We start from the raw sequence: 16,630 nt of genomic DNA on the forward strand, positions 1-16,630 counted from the left end.
GACATTTTAAATGGTCAAAAGTGGGCATAGGAGAGGTTGTCAAAGTGAATCAAAGTGCATTTACATCTCCACACAATACAGGACTACTTGCCAATCGTTATCAACTGCAAAAGTTGATTGGTATAGGCGGTATGGGCGAAGTTTTCTTAGCAACTGATGTTCTTTTAGGAGGAGCGCCGGTTGCAATTAAATTTCTGACTCAAACTGTATCTGATCCTAAAATTCAAAAAGACTTTGCCCGCGAAGCATTGATGAGCGCAGCCCTCAGCCAAAAAAGCCTGCATATTGTTAGGGCTTATGATTATGGTGTCAGTGACACAGGGAAACCATTTTATGTCATGGAATACCTCAACGGCAAAAGTTTAAAAGACTTAATTCCCTTACCTTTAAACCAGTTTGTTCATCTCACCCGCCAGATTTGTTTGGGCTTACAGTGCGCCCATCAAGGTATTCAAATTGAGGGTAAAGTTTATCCTTTAGTGCATCGAGATATTAAACCAGCAAATATATTAGTTATTCCCGATCCGATATTAGGGCAATTAGTAAAAATCCTCGATTTTGGTATTGCTAAATTTTTAAATCATACAGTTACATTAAGTACAAATAGAGGATTTCATGGGACTCTACCCTACTGTTCTCCAGAGCAATTAGATGGGGAAAAATTAGATGGTCGTTCTGATATATATAGCTTGGGTGTGATCATGTTTGAAATGCTCACAGGAGCAAAACCTTGGCAACCAGAAACTGATTTATTTGGTGCTTGGTATAAAGCGCATAACTTTGAGCAACCAAGGACGATCGCCGATGTCAAACCCCAATTAAAAATCCCCCAACAACTCAACGATTTAATTATGGCTTGCTTGGAGAAAAAAGCCAGCGATCGCCCACAAAATGTAGGAGAAATATTACAAATTATTGATGGTTTAGAACATTCTGACTGTGCTGGATTACCTACAAATATTAGCCCTCCATCATATCCCCAATTAATATCAGCTTCTGAGGTAATAAGAGTATTAGAACAGCAATGTAAAGAACTTACTTGGCCTCAAGATAAACCCAAAAAAGAAATTGTTTTCCCTCTACCACTAAACACACACAAAAAAAAATTATCCACACTCTGGCTGATGTTACCAACAAAAGAAATTCAGCAGCGTGCCAATTCTAAAATTTATAACCGTTTTATCTTTGTTACATCACCCCACCCCATGCTTTTGTGGGTGACACTACTCTACAACCAAGAACAAGAACCAAAGTGGCTACCTTGCTACCTAGATATGCAACATCCCCTCAATCGTACATTAGTACTATCTTTAGCCGACAATGAAACCTACCCCCTAATTTGCTTCACCCTAGAACCACCCCACAGATGTATTCAAGTCCTCAGCAGTAACATTGAAACCAGTCAAAGGCAAAAGTTGAAAATTTGGGTAGAACAAAGTCAAAAACTCCCACCAACTTCTCAACCTCTGGCTAGTAAAAACCTGCTCAGGCAGCAGTATAAACAAATTCAAGCCCATATGCTTCAGCATCTGTCATCTACACGCCGGCTGGAAAAATTAGCCAAGGGATGAAGTCAGGACGTATGCACACGGGTTGTCTGTTGAAACTGGGTGTAAGGGTGTAGGGGTTTCAAAGATTTATACCCCTATCCCTTGACTTTCATTTTCATGGGTAAATCCTAGAAATTAAAATTTGAGCTAAAAAAGAAATTTCATAGATAAGGTTGACAAATCCTTGAAGGTTCGTCATAATAGGGAAGTTGCCAATTAAGGGACTGTAGTTCAATTGGTTAGAGCACCGCCCTGTCACGGCGGAAGTTGCGGGTTCGAGCCCCGTCAGTCCCGTTCTAATTTGTAAGTGATTATAGCTGAGTCCTGAGTAGCATAGATATGGGATGGAAGCAATTACCTAACTATGTTGAGTCCATGTTTCCTAGATTGATCTCAGGACTCAGAAGCTTAAGTATTAAGCTAAATTTATTCATGCTTTGCGAGAGAGAGAAATACTGTGACTGTTAGAGTCAGAATTGCCCCTAGTCCAACAGGGAATTTACACATTGGTACAGCGAGAACAGCCGTATTTAACTGGCTGTTTGCCCGCCACCACGGCGGCACATTTATTTTACGAATTGAAGACACAGATTTAGAGCGATCGCGTCCCGAATATACGGAAAATATTATGACGGGATTGCGTTGGTTAGGGTTGAACTGGGATGAGGGGCCATTTTTCCAATCCCAACGCCTCGACCTTTATCAAAAAGCAGTAAAACAACTTTTAGATCAGGGTTTAGCCTATCGCTGCTACACCACATCAGAAGAACTAGAAGCCCTACGAGAAGCGCAAAAAGCCAAAGGCGAAGCCCCGCGTTACGACAATCGTCATCGCCACCTCACCCCAGAACAAGAAGCCGAATTTAAAGCCCAAGGACGTAGTTTCGTCATCCGCTTTAAAATCGACGATGAGCGAGAAATCGTTTGGAATGACCTAGTACGGGGTAAGATGTCTTGGCGAGGCAGTGATTTAGGCGGTGATATGGTCATTGCCCGTGCTTCCGAAAATGATACTGGTCAGCCGTTATATAACTTCGTCGTGGTGATTGATGACATCGATATGCAAATCAGTCATGTTATTCGGGGAGAAGACCACATTGCCAATACCGCCAAACAAATTCTGCTATACGAAGCCTTTGGGGCAAAAATCCCAGAATTCGCCCATACTCCCCTGATTTTAAATATGGAAGGGCGAAAACTTTCCAAACGGGATGGAGTGACTTCCATTTCTGACTTTCAGCAAATGGGCTTCACATCCGAGGGTTTAGTGAACTATATGACCTTGCTTGGTTGGTCACCACCAGATTCTACCCAAGAAATATTTACCTTAGAAGCAGCCGCCAAAGAATTTACTTTTGAGCGGGTGAATAAAGCCGGGGCAAAATTTGACTGGGCGAAACTAGATTGGTTGAACAGTCAATATATTCACAACACCCCAGTTGATCAGTTGACTGATTTACTCATTCCCTATTGGGAAGCGGCTGGATATTCATTTGCTGGGGGACGCGATCGCCCTTGGTTAGAACAGTTGGTGGGTTTACTCAGCGCCAGCTTGACTAGGTTAACCGATGCGGTAGATATGAGCAAACTGTTTTTCAGTGAAACAGTGGAATTGAGCGAAGAAGGTAGCAAACAATTGCAGCAAGAAGGTTCTAAAGCTGTACTTGAGGCAATTATCGCCGCCTTAGAAGCTCAAGCCCAACTTACAGAAACTGCCGCCCAAGACATAATTAAGCAGGTAGTGAAAGCCCAAAATGTGAAGAAAGGTTTAGTCATGCGATCGCTCAGAGTCGCCCTCACCGGAGATGTCCATGGCCCAGACTTAATTCAATCTTGGTTACTCCTGAATCAAATTGGTTTGGATAAACCACGCTTGAATCAAGCGATCGCAGCTAGCCTTTAAGTTGCACAATCCATCATGAGGGTTGTTGACTGTTGACAGTTAACAGCCCTTATCAATAGTTATGCAATTGATACCAATTATTTTTAATCAGTCAGCAAACTAGGAGAAGTTAATACAAAAACATCCCTAATACCTTGAGCTTCTGTCTGCGGTTTTATCGGAGTAGTAAAGTGATAGAAATCATGGTCGTTGACCAATAATAACTCTCCGGGATTGAGAATCTTACTGAATACAGGCTTATCTTTTTTGGCAGTATACAAGTGCGTTTCCCCACCTTGAATATTTTCTCTATCAACAGAGAAGATACCGATAAAATCTGTACCATCTTGATGGATACCCTCAGGTGCGGGATTGCCAAAATTATCTGGAGAACAAGTAGTTCTGATTTGATGCACGCCGATTTCTGCTTCTGGATGGAGTTTGCAAGAATCGCTAAATGCTAATACCAGATTTTTAAAACTATTAAGTCCGATGAGTGCGTCATCTAATTCTGCAAATTCTCTTTTAATATCGCCAACTAATGGATTGTAATCTTTACTTTGAAACAGATAACCATGAGGTAGCTTAACTAACTGATCCTCTGCAACTATAAATCGAGATAATCTTCGCAGACGATAGTTGCCTTTAATATAAGGATCAACTGGTAAATTATTATAAAATGGCTTAAAATCTCCTAACTCGATTGAATTTACCTTTCTGAGGGTGAACAAAAAGGCATATTCTAATTCCGTCATTCCCCCGACTATTTGCATAGGATTTCTCTCCTTGCAGATTGCAACCCTTCCGATTTTCCTCTAAGGAAGGCTTATTACATCGAGTATATGCTTCTTTTTATTAAAATGTCGTCATTTTAACTACAAAAATTGACAAATTATGATAAAGGCATAACAAAAGCTCAACCATAGGATATGCCAAACAGATTAATGGTAATGGGTAATGGGAGTATCACTTATTACTAATATCCCAATTCTCTTGTAAGCAAAGATTTTAAATAGTCAGTACTTAGGTGTATATTGGCTAAGTACTGAAAAAAAGCTATAGGACTAGTATCAGGGTATAGAAATCTATCTTCCCAGTCCCCTTAAACATGATTGATTGGCTCTACAGTTACCCACCTTTATATCCTGGCATTTTGCTAAAGCGCTATAAGCGCTTTTTCGCTGATGTACAACTAGCTTCCGGCGAAGTTGTAACAGCACATTGTCCCAATACAGGCCCCATGACCGGAGTCTCAACTCTGGGGAGTGTGGTACAACTTTCTAAAAGTGCCAATCCTAAGCGTAAATTGGCTTATACTCTAGAACTGATTCAAGTACACGATAATGAGCCGACTTGGGTAGGCGTAAATACAGCTTTACCAAATCAGATAGTCAAGTTGGCTTTGGCAAAATACTTGTTTCCAGAGTTAGGTAACTATAGTCACATCAAAAGTGAGGTAGTTTACGGGGTAGATAAAAAAAGTCGGGTGGACTTCTTTTTGACAGGAAGTGATACAGAACGCCCAATTTATCTAGAGGTAAAAAATACAACTTGGGCAAAAGGGACTTTAGCATTATTCCCAGACACAGAAACCACAAGGGGACAAAAGCACCTACGGGAATTAATGGCGTTATTGCCACAAACACGATCAGTAATGCTGTATTTTATTAATCGTGGTGATTGTACAGAGTTTGCCCCTGGTGATAGTACAGATCCTATATATGGTAAGTTGTTACGAGAAGCGATCGCCTTAGGTTTAGAAGTTTTACCTTGTCGTTTCGATGTTACCCCGGAAGGCATCCGTTATTTAGGTTTAGCAAAACTGGTAATTTAATCTCAGCAATGATAATTATCATCATGGGTGTATCTGGTTCCGGTAAAACCACCATCGGACAAATGTTGGCGGAGTCTTTACACTGGGAATTTTATGACGCTGACAGTTTCCACTCACTAGAAAATATTGAGAAAATGCGGCGTGGTATTCCTCTGGATGATGCTGATAGAATACCTTGGTTACAAAGTTTGCAAACCGCTATTACAAATTGGTTACAAAACAATAGAAATGTTGTCTTAGCTTGTTCTGCCCTCAAAGCTAGCTATCGGCAATTTTTATTATTAGATACTGATATTAAACTAGTCTACCTGCAAGGGACATTTGAACTCATTCAAACAAGACTGCAAAAGCGTGAGCATCATTTTATGAATGTCGAATTGCTCACAAGTCAATTTGCTTCACTTGAGGAACCGGATGATGTTATACGTGTCGATATTTCCCAGTCACCTCAAGTTATTATACAAGTTATTAAAACAATGATAAATGTTTAATAACAAGAAGAATTTACATATTTAATGCTCCTGTTATATACCTCATTTATTTGCAAAAATATGTTATTAAGAGCAAGATTAAAAAATTTAAAATCACACACTAAAATTGAATACGCCCTTGCCAATTTTCTATCATCTTTGGACTGATTCCAGGTACTTTATCCAAGTCTTGTGATGAGACAAATTTTCGCTGCTGACGGGCGGTGATAATTTTTTGGGCTAGCTTTTTACCTACACCAGGTAAGGTCTCCAATTCTACTAAATTTGCTGTATTGATATTCACCACTTGAGTTGGAGTAAGTTCGCTGGAAGTGGGAGTTTTAATTTGACCGCATTGCTTTTGTTCTTGTTGAATTTGTGCTTGGACTTTGGTTGGGACACCGACTTGAGCTTTAGCATAAAGACGAGCAAATTCGCGCTCATAATGAGCAGCAATTGTGGGATTATTAATTACTATCAAAGTCTCATCATTGCCATAATTTGCTGCATCAGACCAGTTGTGAGAACCTGTAATTACCGTTTGGTTGTCGATAACAGAAAATTTATGGTGTAGCAGGTCTCCTTCTCGTAAAGTGGGTACACCCACCGTAGTAACTGGATTAGACCAAGGTCGATTATCAATTTCATATCGGCATTTATTACTCAAGGCAATTCCCATCATATCTAAAGCTTCGCTGTAATAACGATAAGCGAATTGTTTGTCAATTAATGCTCGAATTGAGACTTGTTGTTGATGACGTTTTTCTAATGTATTAGCAAGACGCTGTTCGGAAAAAACAAACAACGCCATATCAATAGATGTATTCGCTAAATTTAAGGTTTCATTAATTAAGCCGTTGCTGCTTTGAGTCCAAGGTAAGGTGTGTGAAGTTGGGGAAAAATGCACAGTAATTGTGTTGTCACCCAAGGTAATTTTTTGGGGAGGACGTACAGGTTTATTTAAACCAAATTTACTGTCTGGTTTACCGCCAACACCATCACCCCACATGAGGTTAAATTCTTCTGTGAACAAAGCTGCTAATTCTGGGCTATCAATGTGTAATAGGTTATTGGCATTTCCCAAACTTGAAGAATTAGAAAAATCCCCGAAAACATCGCTTAAGGTGAAGTTTGCCGAAGTCACAATTACTATGCGATTATCTACAACCACAAACTTATGGTGCATCAACTTACTACCTGCTGAACCATCAGCTTGATCATCTATCCAAGGAATTTTGGCATTTTGTAAAATTATCAGTGCATCCCTCTGATTAACTTCTTCAGGACTGAGTTGATTATCTTGATTTAGGTCTACAAATTTAAAGTATTCTTGATATCGAGCTTGTTCCCGTTCAGGTAATTTATTGACTTCATCTGGTGTCAAGTTACTCAAAGAACGAGTATAAGTATTTTCTAAAATTACTCTGACTTTGATTCCCGCTTTTTGTTTGTCTTTGAGGGCTTGGGCGATTCTCGGTAAACGCAATTCTTGTACTGCTACATCGATAGTAGATTTAGCTTGAGAAATAGCGTCAACAATCTGCTGTTCTAAGTTATCTCCCAGTCGAGTTTGTTGACGGTAAGGTTCTCGATATTCTGAGGATTCAGATTGATTAAAGTAAACTTTCACAAATGAGTCTTGCGGTAGAGGTGCAGGACGATTATTGTGAGATTGGACTTTTTGACAGGCTGTGATCGCCACTATCAAAAAAAATACCCAAAAATTACTAAATGCTGGGAAAATCTGCACGTTAATCTGCTACAAGTGGGATGGGAATGGACATATATATAATTCCCACATTGATGATTAATCCATAGTCAACAGTCAGTATTTATTCCCCTCTGCCCCTGCCCTTGCCTTATATGCAAATATATCTAGATTACAGTGCTACTACTCCCACTCGTGCAGAAGCGATCGCACTTATGCAATCAGTCCTGACTCAACAGTGGGGGAATCCTTCTAGTCTACATGAATGGGGACAACGGGCAACGACTATTGTAGAACAAGCAAGAGTGCAGGTAGCAGGGTTAATTAACGCTGCCAATCCCGAATCAATTATTTTCACCTCAGGCGGTACGGAAGCGGACAACCTAGCAATTGTGGGTGTTGTCAGAATGCAAAATGTGCCGCAACATATCATTATTTCTAGTGTGGAACATTCGGCTATTAGCGAACCTGCCAACCTACTAGAAAAATGGGGTTGGGAAGTCACTCGGCTGGGTGTGGATAATACAGGGAGAGTTAACCCCGAACATTTAAAAGCTGCGTTACGACATAACACGGTTTTAGTTTCTGTGATTTACGGTCAAAGTGAGATTGGCACAGTCCAACCAATTGCAGAGTTAGGTAAGATAACTCAACAACACGGGGCATTGTTCCACACAGATGCAGTGCAAGCAGTGGGACGTTTACCTATAGATGTGCAGCAACTACCTGTAGATTTACTCAGTCTTTCTAGTCATAAGCTATACGGGCCGCAAGGAGTAGGGGCGCTATATATTCGTCCTGGTGTGCAATTATCGCCTTTATTGAATGGTGGTGGACAAGAAAGGGGATTACGTTCTGGTACGCAAGCAGTCCCCATCATCGCCGGTTTTGGTGTCGCTGCCGAAATTGCCGCCGAGGAATTATCTATAGAGATACCACGTTTAATGAAATTACGCGATCGCTTATTTGCCCAGTTAGCAGATGTCCCTGGTTTAATCCCCACCGGCGACAGAGAAAATCGTCTACCCCATCATGTGAGTTTCTACCTCGAACAAGCCGACGGTGAAAAACTCAGTGGTAAAACCTTAGTGCGTCATTTAAACCTTGCCGGTATTGGCATTAGTGCGGGCGCAGCTTGTCACAGTGGTAAACTTAGTCCCAGCCCCATATTGTTAGCGATGGGTTACTCAACAAAAGCCGCCTTGGGAGGAATTAGGTTGACATTAGGACGTGAGACTACAGCAGCCGATGTAGATTGGACGGCGATGGTCTTAAAACAAATCTTACAGAGGTTGGTACCAGGAGAATTAGTGATTCATCATTAATCAAGCGTTATCCTCCCATTTCCTTGAATATCCTCAAAGGAATTAAAGTCATAGTCACTTCCAGAGATCAAGTTAGTTCATCGTTACAACTTAGTTGTTATAGTTATGTGACTTATAGTCCGTAGACATATAGTCTACGTCATTCGATTATACCCACAGATATTTAGTGGGTATAACATGCAGGAAGCTAAAATACTATTTTTGTTTGGCGCACATATTAAAAGAATCAGGATCACGAAAGGTTATAGTCAAGAGCAACTTGCTGCTTTTGCCGGATTAGATCGAACTTATATAAGTGGTATAGAAAGAGGACAACGAAATATTAGCTTGATGAATTTGGTAAAACTGGCTAAAGCCTTAGAAGTTCCCGCCAAGCAGCTTTTGGATTTTGATATGGAGGGGGACAATGGCCAGCAATGAAATCAATTTTTTAGAAGAAATTGCTGATAGCTATGAAATCAATAAAAACTCTGTAATTTTTAAGTACATTGAACGTAAAACTAGAGCTTCTGAAAAAGGAAGTAAGGCTCGACGTTCTTTGGGAAATTTGTATGCACTTTATGTATTAGCTCAAGATTATATAAATGATAATTTTGAGGGGTCAAGTTTTACAGAACTAATGCAACGCATGAAAACAATGCCATTTGGTTCAAAATTACAAAATCACCCTCTCGATAATCGATTGAATGATGAAGTAAAACGCCAATACAAAGTCAGTGATAATATGCTTCCTGTACAGCCTGCTAATCTTGGCGACGGAAGAAAAGCTAGAAGGATATCTGTTGATTTACTAGTCGAATATAATATGAATCCTAACTCTTCAGCCAGCTTCATTGTAGATGCCATAGATAGTTATATAACTATTATTGATAATAATCAAACTGCCTACTTGAACCAAATTGAAGCAGCTAATACTGATTCACAAATCGCTGAGTTGATTGCAGAGGCATTTCAATACAATTCAGATGCTAGACTATTTGAAATTATTTCATTCGGATTACTTTATTTACACTTTGCGAAGACAACAGTTTCTTTTTCTATAAATGGTAGAAATTTTTCAGAACAGTTAACTCTTTATCGTACAGGGCGAACAAACGCAAATGATGGCGGAATTGACTTTGTTTTGAAACCATTGGGTAATTTCTTTCAGGTAACTGAAACATTAGATTTTAAAAAATATTTTTTAGATTTTGACAAAGTAAATCGATTTCCAATGAGCTTTGTTATCAAAACCGATTTAACACAACAACAAGTAAGAGATAAAATCAAACAAGACTCTCTTCAGATATACAGCACTGAACAGGTCAAGGTATATCTGAATTTGTTTGATGAGATTTACACGTTAAATGAACTTAGGGCTATTCTTGAACAGGTTAAGGATTCTCATGATTCAATTTATAAATTGAAAGAAATCGTTGTTCAATGCTTTAAATTAGAATATGGATTGTTAGATTATTGAAGCCTGTTTCGGTCGTTCTTCTGATATAAATCTTGCTTTTTTAGAGAGATTTTTTGTTTTTCTTCTTTTTTCTTTAGCTAGTTCTTCACTGGTATAATCAGATGGCAAATTTAGCCGTCTAATTCCAATCTTTACGTATTCTTCGTTTATCTCAATCCCGATAGACTTTCTTCCTAAACGCTTGGCAACTGCACATGTTGAAAAACTACCACAAAACGGATCTAGTACTATGTCTCCAACATTTGAAGATGCTAAAATAATTCGTTCCAGAAGTGATTCAGGCTTTTGGGTTGGATGATTTTCGTACTCCTCCATTTTGAAGCGTACTCGTGCGAAATTCCAAACATTACCTGGTACTTTCTCAGTATTGTATGGTTGAGGAGGTTCTTTTCTATAATCAATTAACTGACGTTTTGCGCCTGTTTTAGCCTCAACCATAATATCTTCAGCATTAAATATATAGTTTCGATCATGCTTTGTTAGCATAAGTATTGGCTCATACATAGATCCGAAGTACCTTTTTGCCTGCATTCCTGAGCTATCATAAGCCCAAATTATTCTGCTTTTAATGTAGAAATTATTACGGCATTTAATATCAATATAAGGCATATTTTCTGTGCTATTCATTAGGTAGAATGTGCCATTAGGCTTGAGAATCCGATGGCATTCATCAATCCACTCATATGTCCAATGGAGAAACTCTTCTTCCGTCCAGTTTTCCAGTAAACCATCAAAGTCTTTTCCTATGTTGTAAGGTGGATCAGCAAAAATTAAGTTTATTGATTCTGATTCAAAGCGTTTTAAGTTTTCCAGAGCATCACCGTGAATAATAGTATGAAAATCATCTTTATATATTTTGGTGTTTAATTTAACTTTTGAAACCATGAGCAATGCCTTTAGGTATTAATTTTAATGTGACTTAAAGTCTACATCATTGACCTGAATATTTCAAGGTTTGATTCTACCCAGTGGCATTTGGGCAGTGCATATAGCGTTTCTGAATCAGGACTGAAAATTGAATTTCACCAACTCATTGGCCAAATTTTGATAATATTCTCAGCACTACCGCCACTAGCAAGATTACGCCCATCGGGACTAATGGCTACGGAATAAATGTATCCAGAATCGCGCTTTAAGGTGCGGATTATCTCTCCTGTCGTTAAATTCCATAGTTTAATTGTGTTGTCATTACTGCCACTGGCAAGAACTGTGCTATTTCTTGGTACATAGACAACAGAATTAACCTTGTCAGAATGCCCTTTTAGGGTGCGGATGGTCTTTCCTGTCGCCAGATTCCACAATCTAATCGTTTTGTCCTTACTAGCACTGGCAAGAGTTTTGCCATCTGGATTGAAGACTACAGACATCACCAAATCGGAATGTCCTTCCAAGGTACGAATTACCTTACTGGTTGTGAGATTCCATAATTTAATTGTTTTATCCCAACTGCCACTAGCAAGAGTTTTGCCATCTGGACTAAAGGCTACATTGGCAACCACATTGGAATGTTCTGACAACGTGCGGATTTCTTTGCCTGTTGCTAGGTTCCACAGTTTGATTGTCTTATCTAAGCTGCCACTAGCTAGAGTCTTGCCATCTGGACTAAAAGCAACGCTAGCCACTCCCTGAGAATGCCCTTTCAGATGGCGAATTTCTTTGCCTGTTGTGAGGTTCCACAATTTGATAGTCTTATCAGCACCGGCACTAGCAAGAGTTTTGCCATCTGGGGAGAAAGCAATAGCCCAAACCCATCCAGAATGACTTGGAAGAGTATGAATTTTCTGTTTAGTTTTTAAATTCCAAACTTTAATAGTTTTGTCATCACTGCCACTAGCTAGAAATTCTCCATGAGGAGAAAAAGCAACGGAATTGACATCGCTGGCATGACCCTTGAGAGTGTAAGGTTGGGTAGAAATTTCGGAAAATTTAGTAATTAACTGGGGGAGAGACTGTAAATGCCCAACACCCACTAACCCTAACAGCGCACTCATGGTATTTATGAGGAGTTGTTGTTTAAACTTACCATTGAGTGATTTCCGAGCTTGTTTTTTGGTTGTAGACGCGGTTAATGAAGTTGATGCAGACCAAGATGTTGAAAAGAGAGCAGACTTTGGTATTGTGGTTTTTAATCTTGAGAGTAGCGATCGCTGCTTGATCAAATCATTCATCACTTCATCAGCCGATTGATAACGCCTTTGAATATCTGTTTCTAACAGCTTGTTCAAAACCTTAACCAGATATTCACCTTCGTTTCTATCTGAATCTAAAGTGTTCCAATATTGCCGCCAGGATTCAACCCAACTGTAGCCTTGTTCTACAAATAAATTAGATGGGTTAATCCCCGTCAACAGATGAAAGCAAGTCGCACCCAGACTAAATAAATCACTCGCTGGGTAAGCTTTGCCATACTGCATTTGTTCAATTGGAGTGTAACCAAGTGAGCCAATAGTGGTTCCCAATTGAGTCTGCATTGTCGCTTTTAGCTGCTTGGCAGCACCAAAATCAATTAGCACTAATCCCCCATCACTCTGACGGCGGATGATATTCTGTGGCTTAATATCTCGATGAATTACCCCACGTTCATGAATATATTTCAATACAGGGAGTAAATCTAAGAGAAATTCGACAATTGTACTTTCGTTGTAAACTACCCCTTGACGTAATTCTTGTAATAGATTGTTTCCATTAATAAACTGTTGCACCAAAAATAGATAATTATCTTGCTCGAAGTAAGCTAATAGGGTAGGAATCTGGTGATGTTCTCCTAAATGTTGCAAGCGTTGAGCTTCTTGTTTAAATAACTCAACTGCTTTTTTCATAGCTGAATTTTCTTGAACTTTAGGTGCAAATTGTTTAACTACACACAATTCGTTCAATTTATCTATATCTTCTGATAGATATGTTCTCCCAAATCCACCTTCATCCGATAGCACCTTGATAATGCGATAATGCCCCCTTAATAAGGGTATCAATTGTGTATTGCAACGTTGGCAATACATTTTGCCATCGGGATTTTGAGGCATGGAGCAATTAGGATTCAAACAGCAAAGCATACTGGGAATCCGTGTACAGTTTGAGTATATGTCAATCCAACAGATATAGTTTTGCTATCAACCTGGTGCATTATGTTAAATCAAAAAATTTTATACAGATGTAACTAAGAGATTGAAGATGGAAGATGATTTTTTTCAAAAACAGTTAACATTTTCTAGAAATCCGATTTGATTATTGAAACAAATATCAGTGTTGGTGGGGGTGGTATTGCCCACTCTGGGTATATTTCAAAAATTAAGTATGAATCTTATCCCTGCTTAATATCAATTCCTATATGTGAGCTATATGTTCCTGATAAAGTATAGTGAAGTTATTGACTCCAAAAATCTAGTATTTTTTGTATATAAAGTTTCTTTCATAGTATAACAATAAACGAGGCAAAACAAAATTTGCCAATACTTGGATATTGTCCAGCATTAAAAGTAGATAAGGCTATCTATCTGAAGTTATATAAATAACTCAATACTAGCAGTATGAGGAGTGAAATTATGGCAGAACAGAAGAACAAAAATTATTGGCTCAAATTTAACTTAGCTTTGATTGTTTCCATGAGCAGTAGCTTAGTAGTTGCAAACTATACTTTGCCTATAAAGGCTCTTGATATCCATGAGAACTCTGGAAAACTGATAATAGCTAAAACCCCAGACGAGAGACAACCAGAAGCAGTACAACAAGCTATCGAGCAAATCCCTACTTCTCCACCGCCTGCAACTCCACAACAAAGCAAGCAATCAATCGAGTCACCCATTCCTGTTCGTGAATCTTCCAACTCAACAGCCTCTAATCCAACTCCCCAACCTAGAGAAAGTAATTCTGCAAATAGAACATCCACACCATCAAATTCCAACCCAACTTCTCAGCCGAGACAAACTAACTCTGCGCCTAGAACATCTACACAGTCCAACTCCAACTCTAGACAAACTAACTCTGCTTCACCGCAGAGAGGTCGTCAATCAGCTACAAATCCAGGTAGCCGCAATTCAACTGCCAAAATTTCCCCTGTTTCCCTGTCTAATCTTCCTTTTAGAGAGATTAACTTTGTAGATATCGCTTTTGGCGTACTTTCTAAAGGTGATTTTCAGTCCCAAGGAAGGTATTTTCATTTCTATAAATTCGAGGGAAGAGAAAACCAACTACTCCAAATCAGGCTGGGTGGTAGCACTGATTCACGTCGCTCCAGCAATTTGAGTCTCAGTCCGTTTATGTTCCTCCTTGATCCTGATAATAAAGTGATCTTAAAAAGAGGTAGTGTTGGGACAAATAGTGATCTTCAGGATGCGTTTGTCTTTGTAAGATTACCTGTCAAAGGTACTTACACAATTGTAGTGACTAGTCGCAACCCTGGTGATACAGGACGTTATAGTTTAGCTCTCAGGAATGACAGAGCCAGCTATATCCTAGACGAGTCGGCGGAACTGAATGCTCAAAGCTCAACCATTAAGCAAAATCGTAGTGCTTATAATGTGTCTCAGTTCCAAGGCAAAAAAAATCAGCTTGTCAGTATTCGTGCAGATAGTGTCAATGAAGAGTTTTCTCCTTATATAGTATTGCTGAATTCTCAAGGGAAGACTATTGCTGCGGATAATGCTAAAGATGGTCTTTATAGTGCTTTAATTGACCGAGCTAGGTTGCCTGAGGATGATACCTACTATATAGTTGTTACTTCCAATAATCCCAATAACCGTGGCACATATCGATTGACTCTTTTCTAAAAATTATTCCTCATAATATCTGCGGAACTTGGTAACGGGTAATGGGTAATAGTAAAAACAATTACCGTTCGACTGAAGCTCACGGCGGAAACCCGTTACCACTCAAGCCAACTACAAGTGATTATCCGGGATTAATATTATACACGCTCATACAGAAGAGTGTTTTGGCTTAAATAATCGACAACTTCTGAGAAAGCCCTAATTTGATTTTGATGTTAATTTAGGATTTAAAACTGGGAATACTATTTGTCTAAGCATAAAAAAATATTTAAAAACAGTCTTAAAAGCAGGTGAAGTGATGGTAGAGTCTAATCGGAACGACAAAAACAACTTTTTTTCTGCTCGCAGTCGCTACTACGGCCGGGGGAAAGCAGAAAATCTTACATTTAACGCTGATTTGCGGGAATTTGCTAACAAAATTGGCTATGTCACAGCCTTGGAAACATCCGGTAAGCTTTCTCCTGATGAAGCTTGTAAGCAAATTAAGTCTCTTTGGAAACAATTGAAACGTAGTAAAAAAGCTCTCTCGATTAGTAACGACCCACCAACATCACCTTGAAGACAAGGGTTTTTACTTGTAGAGGATGTTACGGCAAAATTAGCCAAGGCGATCGCTCAATTGGGTTAAGCTAGCAAATAATTCCTGAAACTGCGGTTATAAGGCGCTTAACCATGTTTTGGCGCGGTTTAATATATATGTTAATCTCTTGAGCTTTAGCTAGTTAGCGAGGCGCTATTTTTCATAAACTGAAACAATAGAAGTAAATGCTTGAGAGATAAATATATTATGCCGGAACTTCCCAACAGTTTAGAAGACGCGATCGCCCAATCTCGTGAAGCCGCTAAAGCAGCTCTCGCAGACGGTTGTAACCGCATCCAAGTCGAGTTGCTGTTTCCCGAACTCAAGTTTATGCCTGTAGCAGAACAGTTTCTCCCCTGTTTGGTAGAATACGAATCTCGCTTGAAAGTCTTCTTTGCTGACGCTGGTGCTGCTGCTTTAGCTCGTCGTGATTGGAAAGATGCACCCTTTCAAATTTTGGATATTGGTACGGGAAGGACTGCTTCTATTCAATCGAAAATTCAACCAGAAGATGAAATTTTCCTCTTTATTTCCCCCACTTCCGTAGAAGTACCCCAACTAGAGAAAATTTGTGAAATAATAGGCGATCGCCCGGCTATTTTCCTCAACCCTCGCTTAGAAGATGCAGGTACTGTAGGTATTGGTTATACAGCAAGACAAACCCGTGAGCGTTTCCTCAGTACAATTCAATCCTGTTACTACCTACGTCCTATTGATGACGAAACGGCTTTATTCCGTTCTTACCCTGGAGACTGGGAAATTTGGGTAGAAAATGATAGTAACTGGGCGAAAATTGCCAATTTACCCAAAAAGCCTTCAGGTGATGAAATAGATTTAATTCTTATGAAAGGACAACCACAAACAGCAGAAACAGATGCTGTACCTGCCAGAAAGCCCAGTGTTTTCAAAAGTTTACAACGTTTTATTAAGGCGTTGAATCGTTGAGTTAGGGGGAATGGGGATTGGGGACAAATCAAATTCTCTTTCATACCCGTTACCGATTACCCATTACCGGAAGAGGTAGGGGGGAAGGGAGCAGGGAGCAGGGGAAGCCCT

14 protein-coding genes and 1 tRNA gene are annotated in these 16,630 nt (G+C 39.5%); 11 read left to right on the forward strand and 4 right to left on the reverse strand.

All coding sequences use genetic code 11. From position 1 onward, the window contains the following. Window positions 1-44 precede the first annotated feature (44 nt). From ACM5QX_RS07980 to gltX, 3 genes are all read left to right on the forward strand, one after another. The gene (locus ACM5QX_RS07980; protein WP_414752474.1) at window positions 45-1,571 is read left to right on the forward strand and encodes a serine/threonine protein kinase; all 1,527 of its coding nucleotides are present in this window, start codon (window positions 45-47) and stop codon (window positions 1,569-1,571) included. A 199-nt stretch (window positions 1,572-1,770) separates the two neighbouring features. Next, a tRNA-Asp gene (locus ACM5QX_RS07985) sits at window positions 1,771-1,844 on the forward strand. Window positions 1,845-2,007: 163 nt separating this feature from the next. Beyond that, the gene (gene gltX / locus ACM5QX_RS07990) at window positions 2,008-3,453 is read left to right on the forward strand and encodes a glutamate--tRNA ligase (protein ID WP_414752473.1); all 1,446 of its coding nucleotides are present in this window, start codon (window positions 2,008-2,010) and stop codon (window positions 3,451-3,453) included. Between the two features lie 83 nt (window positions 3,454-3,536). Here the strand turns inward: gltX and ACM5QX_RS07995 are convergent, their stop codons facing one another. Beyond that, complete coding sequence (locus tag ACM5QX_RS07995) at window positions 3,537-4,205, reverse strand: 2OG-Fe dioxygenase family protein (protein WP_414752472.1); 669 nt, start codon at window positions 4,203-4,205, stop codon at window positions 3,537-3,539. A 335-nt stretch (window positions 4,206-4,540) separates the two neighbouring features. Here ACM5QX_RS07995 and sfsA point away from each other — a divergent pair, with 335 nt between their 5' ends. Continuing rightward, entirely contained in the window at window positions 4,541-5,266 is a 726-nt protein-coding gene (sfsA, locus tag ACM5QX_RS08000) for a DNA/RNA nuclease SfsA (protein ID WP_414752471.1), read from the forward strand. A gap of 8 nt (window positions 5,267-5,274) precedes the next feature. Then, window positions 5,275-5,757 (forward strand): gluconokinase, encoded by a 483-nt coding sequence (locus ACM5QX_RS08005; RefSeq protein ID WP_041456504.1) that lies wholly within the window; start codon window positions 5,275-5,277, stop codon window positions 5,755-5,757. A gap of 100 nt (window positions 5,758-5,857) precedes the next feature. Here the strand turns inward: ACM5QX_RS08005 and ACM5QX_RS08010 are convergent, their stop codons facing one another. Further along, the gene (locus tag ACM5QX_RS08010; protein ID WP_414752470.1) at window positions 5,858-7,486 is read right to left on the reverse strand and encodes a DUF655 domain-containing protein; all 1,629 of its coding nucleotides are present in this window, start codon (window positions 7,484-7,486) and stop codon (window positions 5,858-5,860) included. Window positions 7,487-7,599: 113 nt separating this feature from the next. Here ACM5QX_RS08010 and ACM5QX_RS08015 point away from each other — a divergent pair, with 113 nt between their 5' ends. The 3 genes from ACM5QX_RS08015 (at window position 7,600) to ACM5QX_RS08025 (ending at window position 10,228) form a co-directional block, all read left to right on the forward strand. Next, entirely contained in the window at window positions 7,600-8,769 is a 1,170-nt protein-coding gene (locus ACM5QX_RS08015) for a cysteine desulfurase family protein (RefSeq protein ID WP_414752469.1), read from the forward strand. A gap of 177 nt (window positions 8,770-8,946) precedes the next feature. Then, window positions 8,947-9,189, forward strand: coding sequence for a helix-turn-helix domain-containing protein (locus tag ACM5QX_RS08020; protein ID WP_414752468.1), 243 nt, complete (start codon window positions 8,947-8,949; stop codon window positions 9,187-9,189). Beyond that, window positions 9,176-10,228: a type II restriction endonuclease gene (locus tag ACM5QX_RS08025; protein ID WP_414752467.1), complete on the forward strand. Its 1,053-nt coding sequence runs from the start codon at window positions 9,176-9,178 to the stop codon at window positions 10,226-10,228. The genes ACM5QX_RS08020 and ACM5QX_RS08025 overlap by 14 nt, the downstream gene beginning before the upstream one ends. Here ACM5QX_RS08025 and yhdJ read toward each other — a convergent pair. Together yhdJ and ACM5QX_RS08035 are read right to left on the reverse strand one after the other, a co-directional pair. Beyond that, window positions 10,217-11,113, reverse strand: a complete 897-nt coding sequence (gene yhdJ / locus ACM5QX_RS08030; RefSeq protein WP_414752466.1) for an adenine-specific DNA-methyltransferase — start codon at window positions 11,111-11,113, stop codon at window positions 10,217-10,219. The genes ACM5QX_RS08025 and yhdJ overlap by 12 nt on opposite strands. Window positions 11,114-11,250: 137 nt before the next feature. Next, the gene (locus tag ACM5QX_RS08035) at window positions 11,251-13,281 is read right to left on the reverse strand and encodes a protein kinase domain-containing protein (protein WP_414752465.1); all 2,031 of its coding nucleotides are present in this window, start codon (window positions 13,279-13,281) and stop codon (window positions 11,251-11,253) included. A gap of 489 nt (window positions 13,282-13,770) precedes the next feature. On the opposite strand from ACM5QX_RS08035, the gene ACM5QX_RS08040 reads away from it, so the two are divergent. From ACM5QX_RS08040 to ACM5QX_RS08050, 3 genes are all read left to right on the forward strand, one after another. Next, complete coding sequence (locus tag ACM5QX_RS08040) at window positions 13,771-14,994, forward strand: pre-peptidase C-terminal domain-containing protein (RefSeq protein ID WP_414752464.1); 1,224 nt, start codon at window positions 13,771-13,773, stop codon at window positions 14,992-14,994. 298 nt (window positions 14,995-15,292) lie between these two features. Then, on the forward strand, window positions 15,293-15,553 hold the full coding sequence (locus ACM5QX_RS08045) for a hypothetical protein (RefSeq protein ID WP_414752463.1): 261 nt from the start codon (window positions 15,293-15,295) through the stop codon (window positions 15,551-15,553). A 228-nt stretch (window positions 15,554-15,781) separates the two neighbouring features. Then, a complete protein-coding gene (locus ACM5QX_RS08050; RefSeq protein ID WP_414752462.1) occupies window positions 15,782-16,519 on the forward strand; it encodes a DUF1995 family protein in 738 nt (245 codons plus the stop codon). The last annotated feature ends 111 nt before the right edge of the window (window positions 16,520-16,630 follow it).

The sequence above is a fragment of the Anabaena sp. CCY 9910 genome (assembly GCF_963920875.1).
Taxonomy (GTDB): Bacteria; Cyanobacteriota; Cyanobacteriia; order Cyanobacteriales; family Nostocaceae; genus Trichormus; species Trichormus variabilis.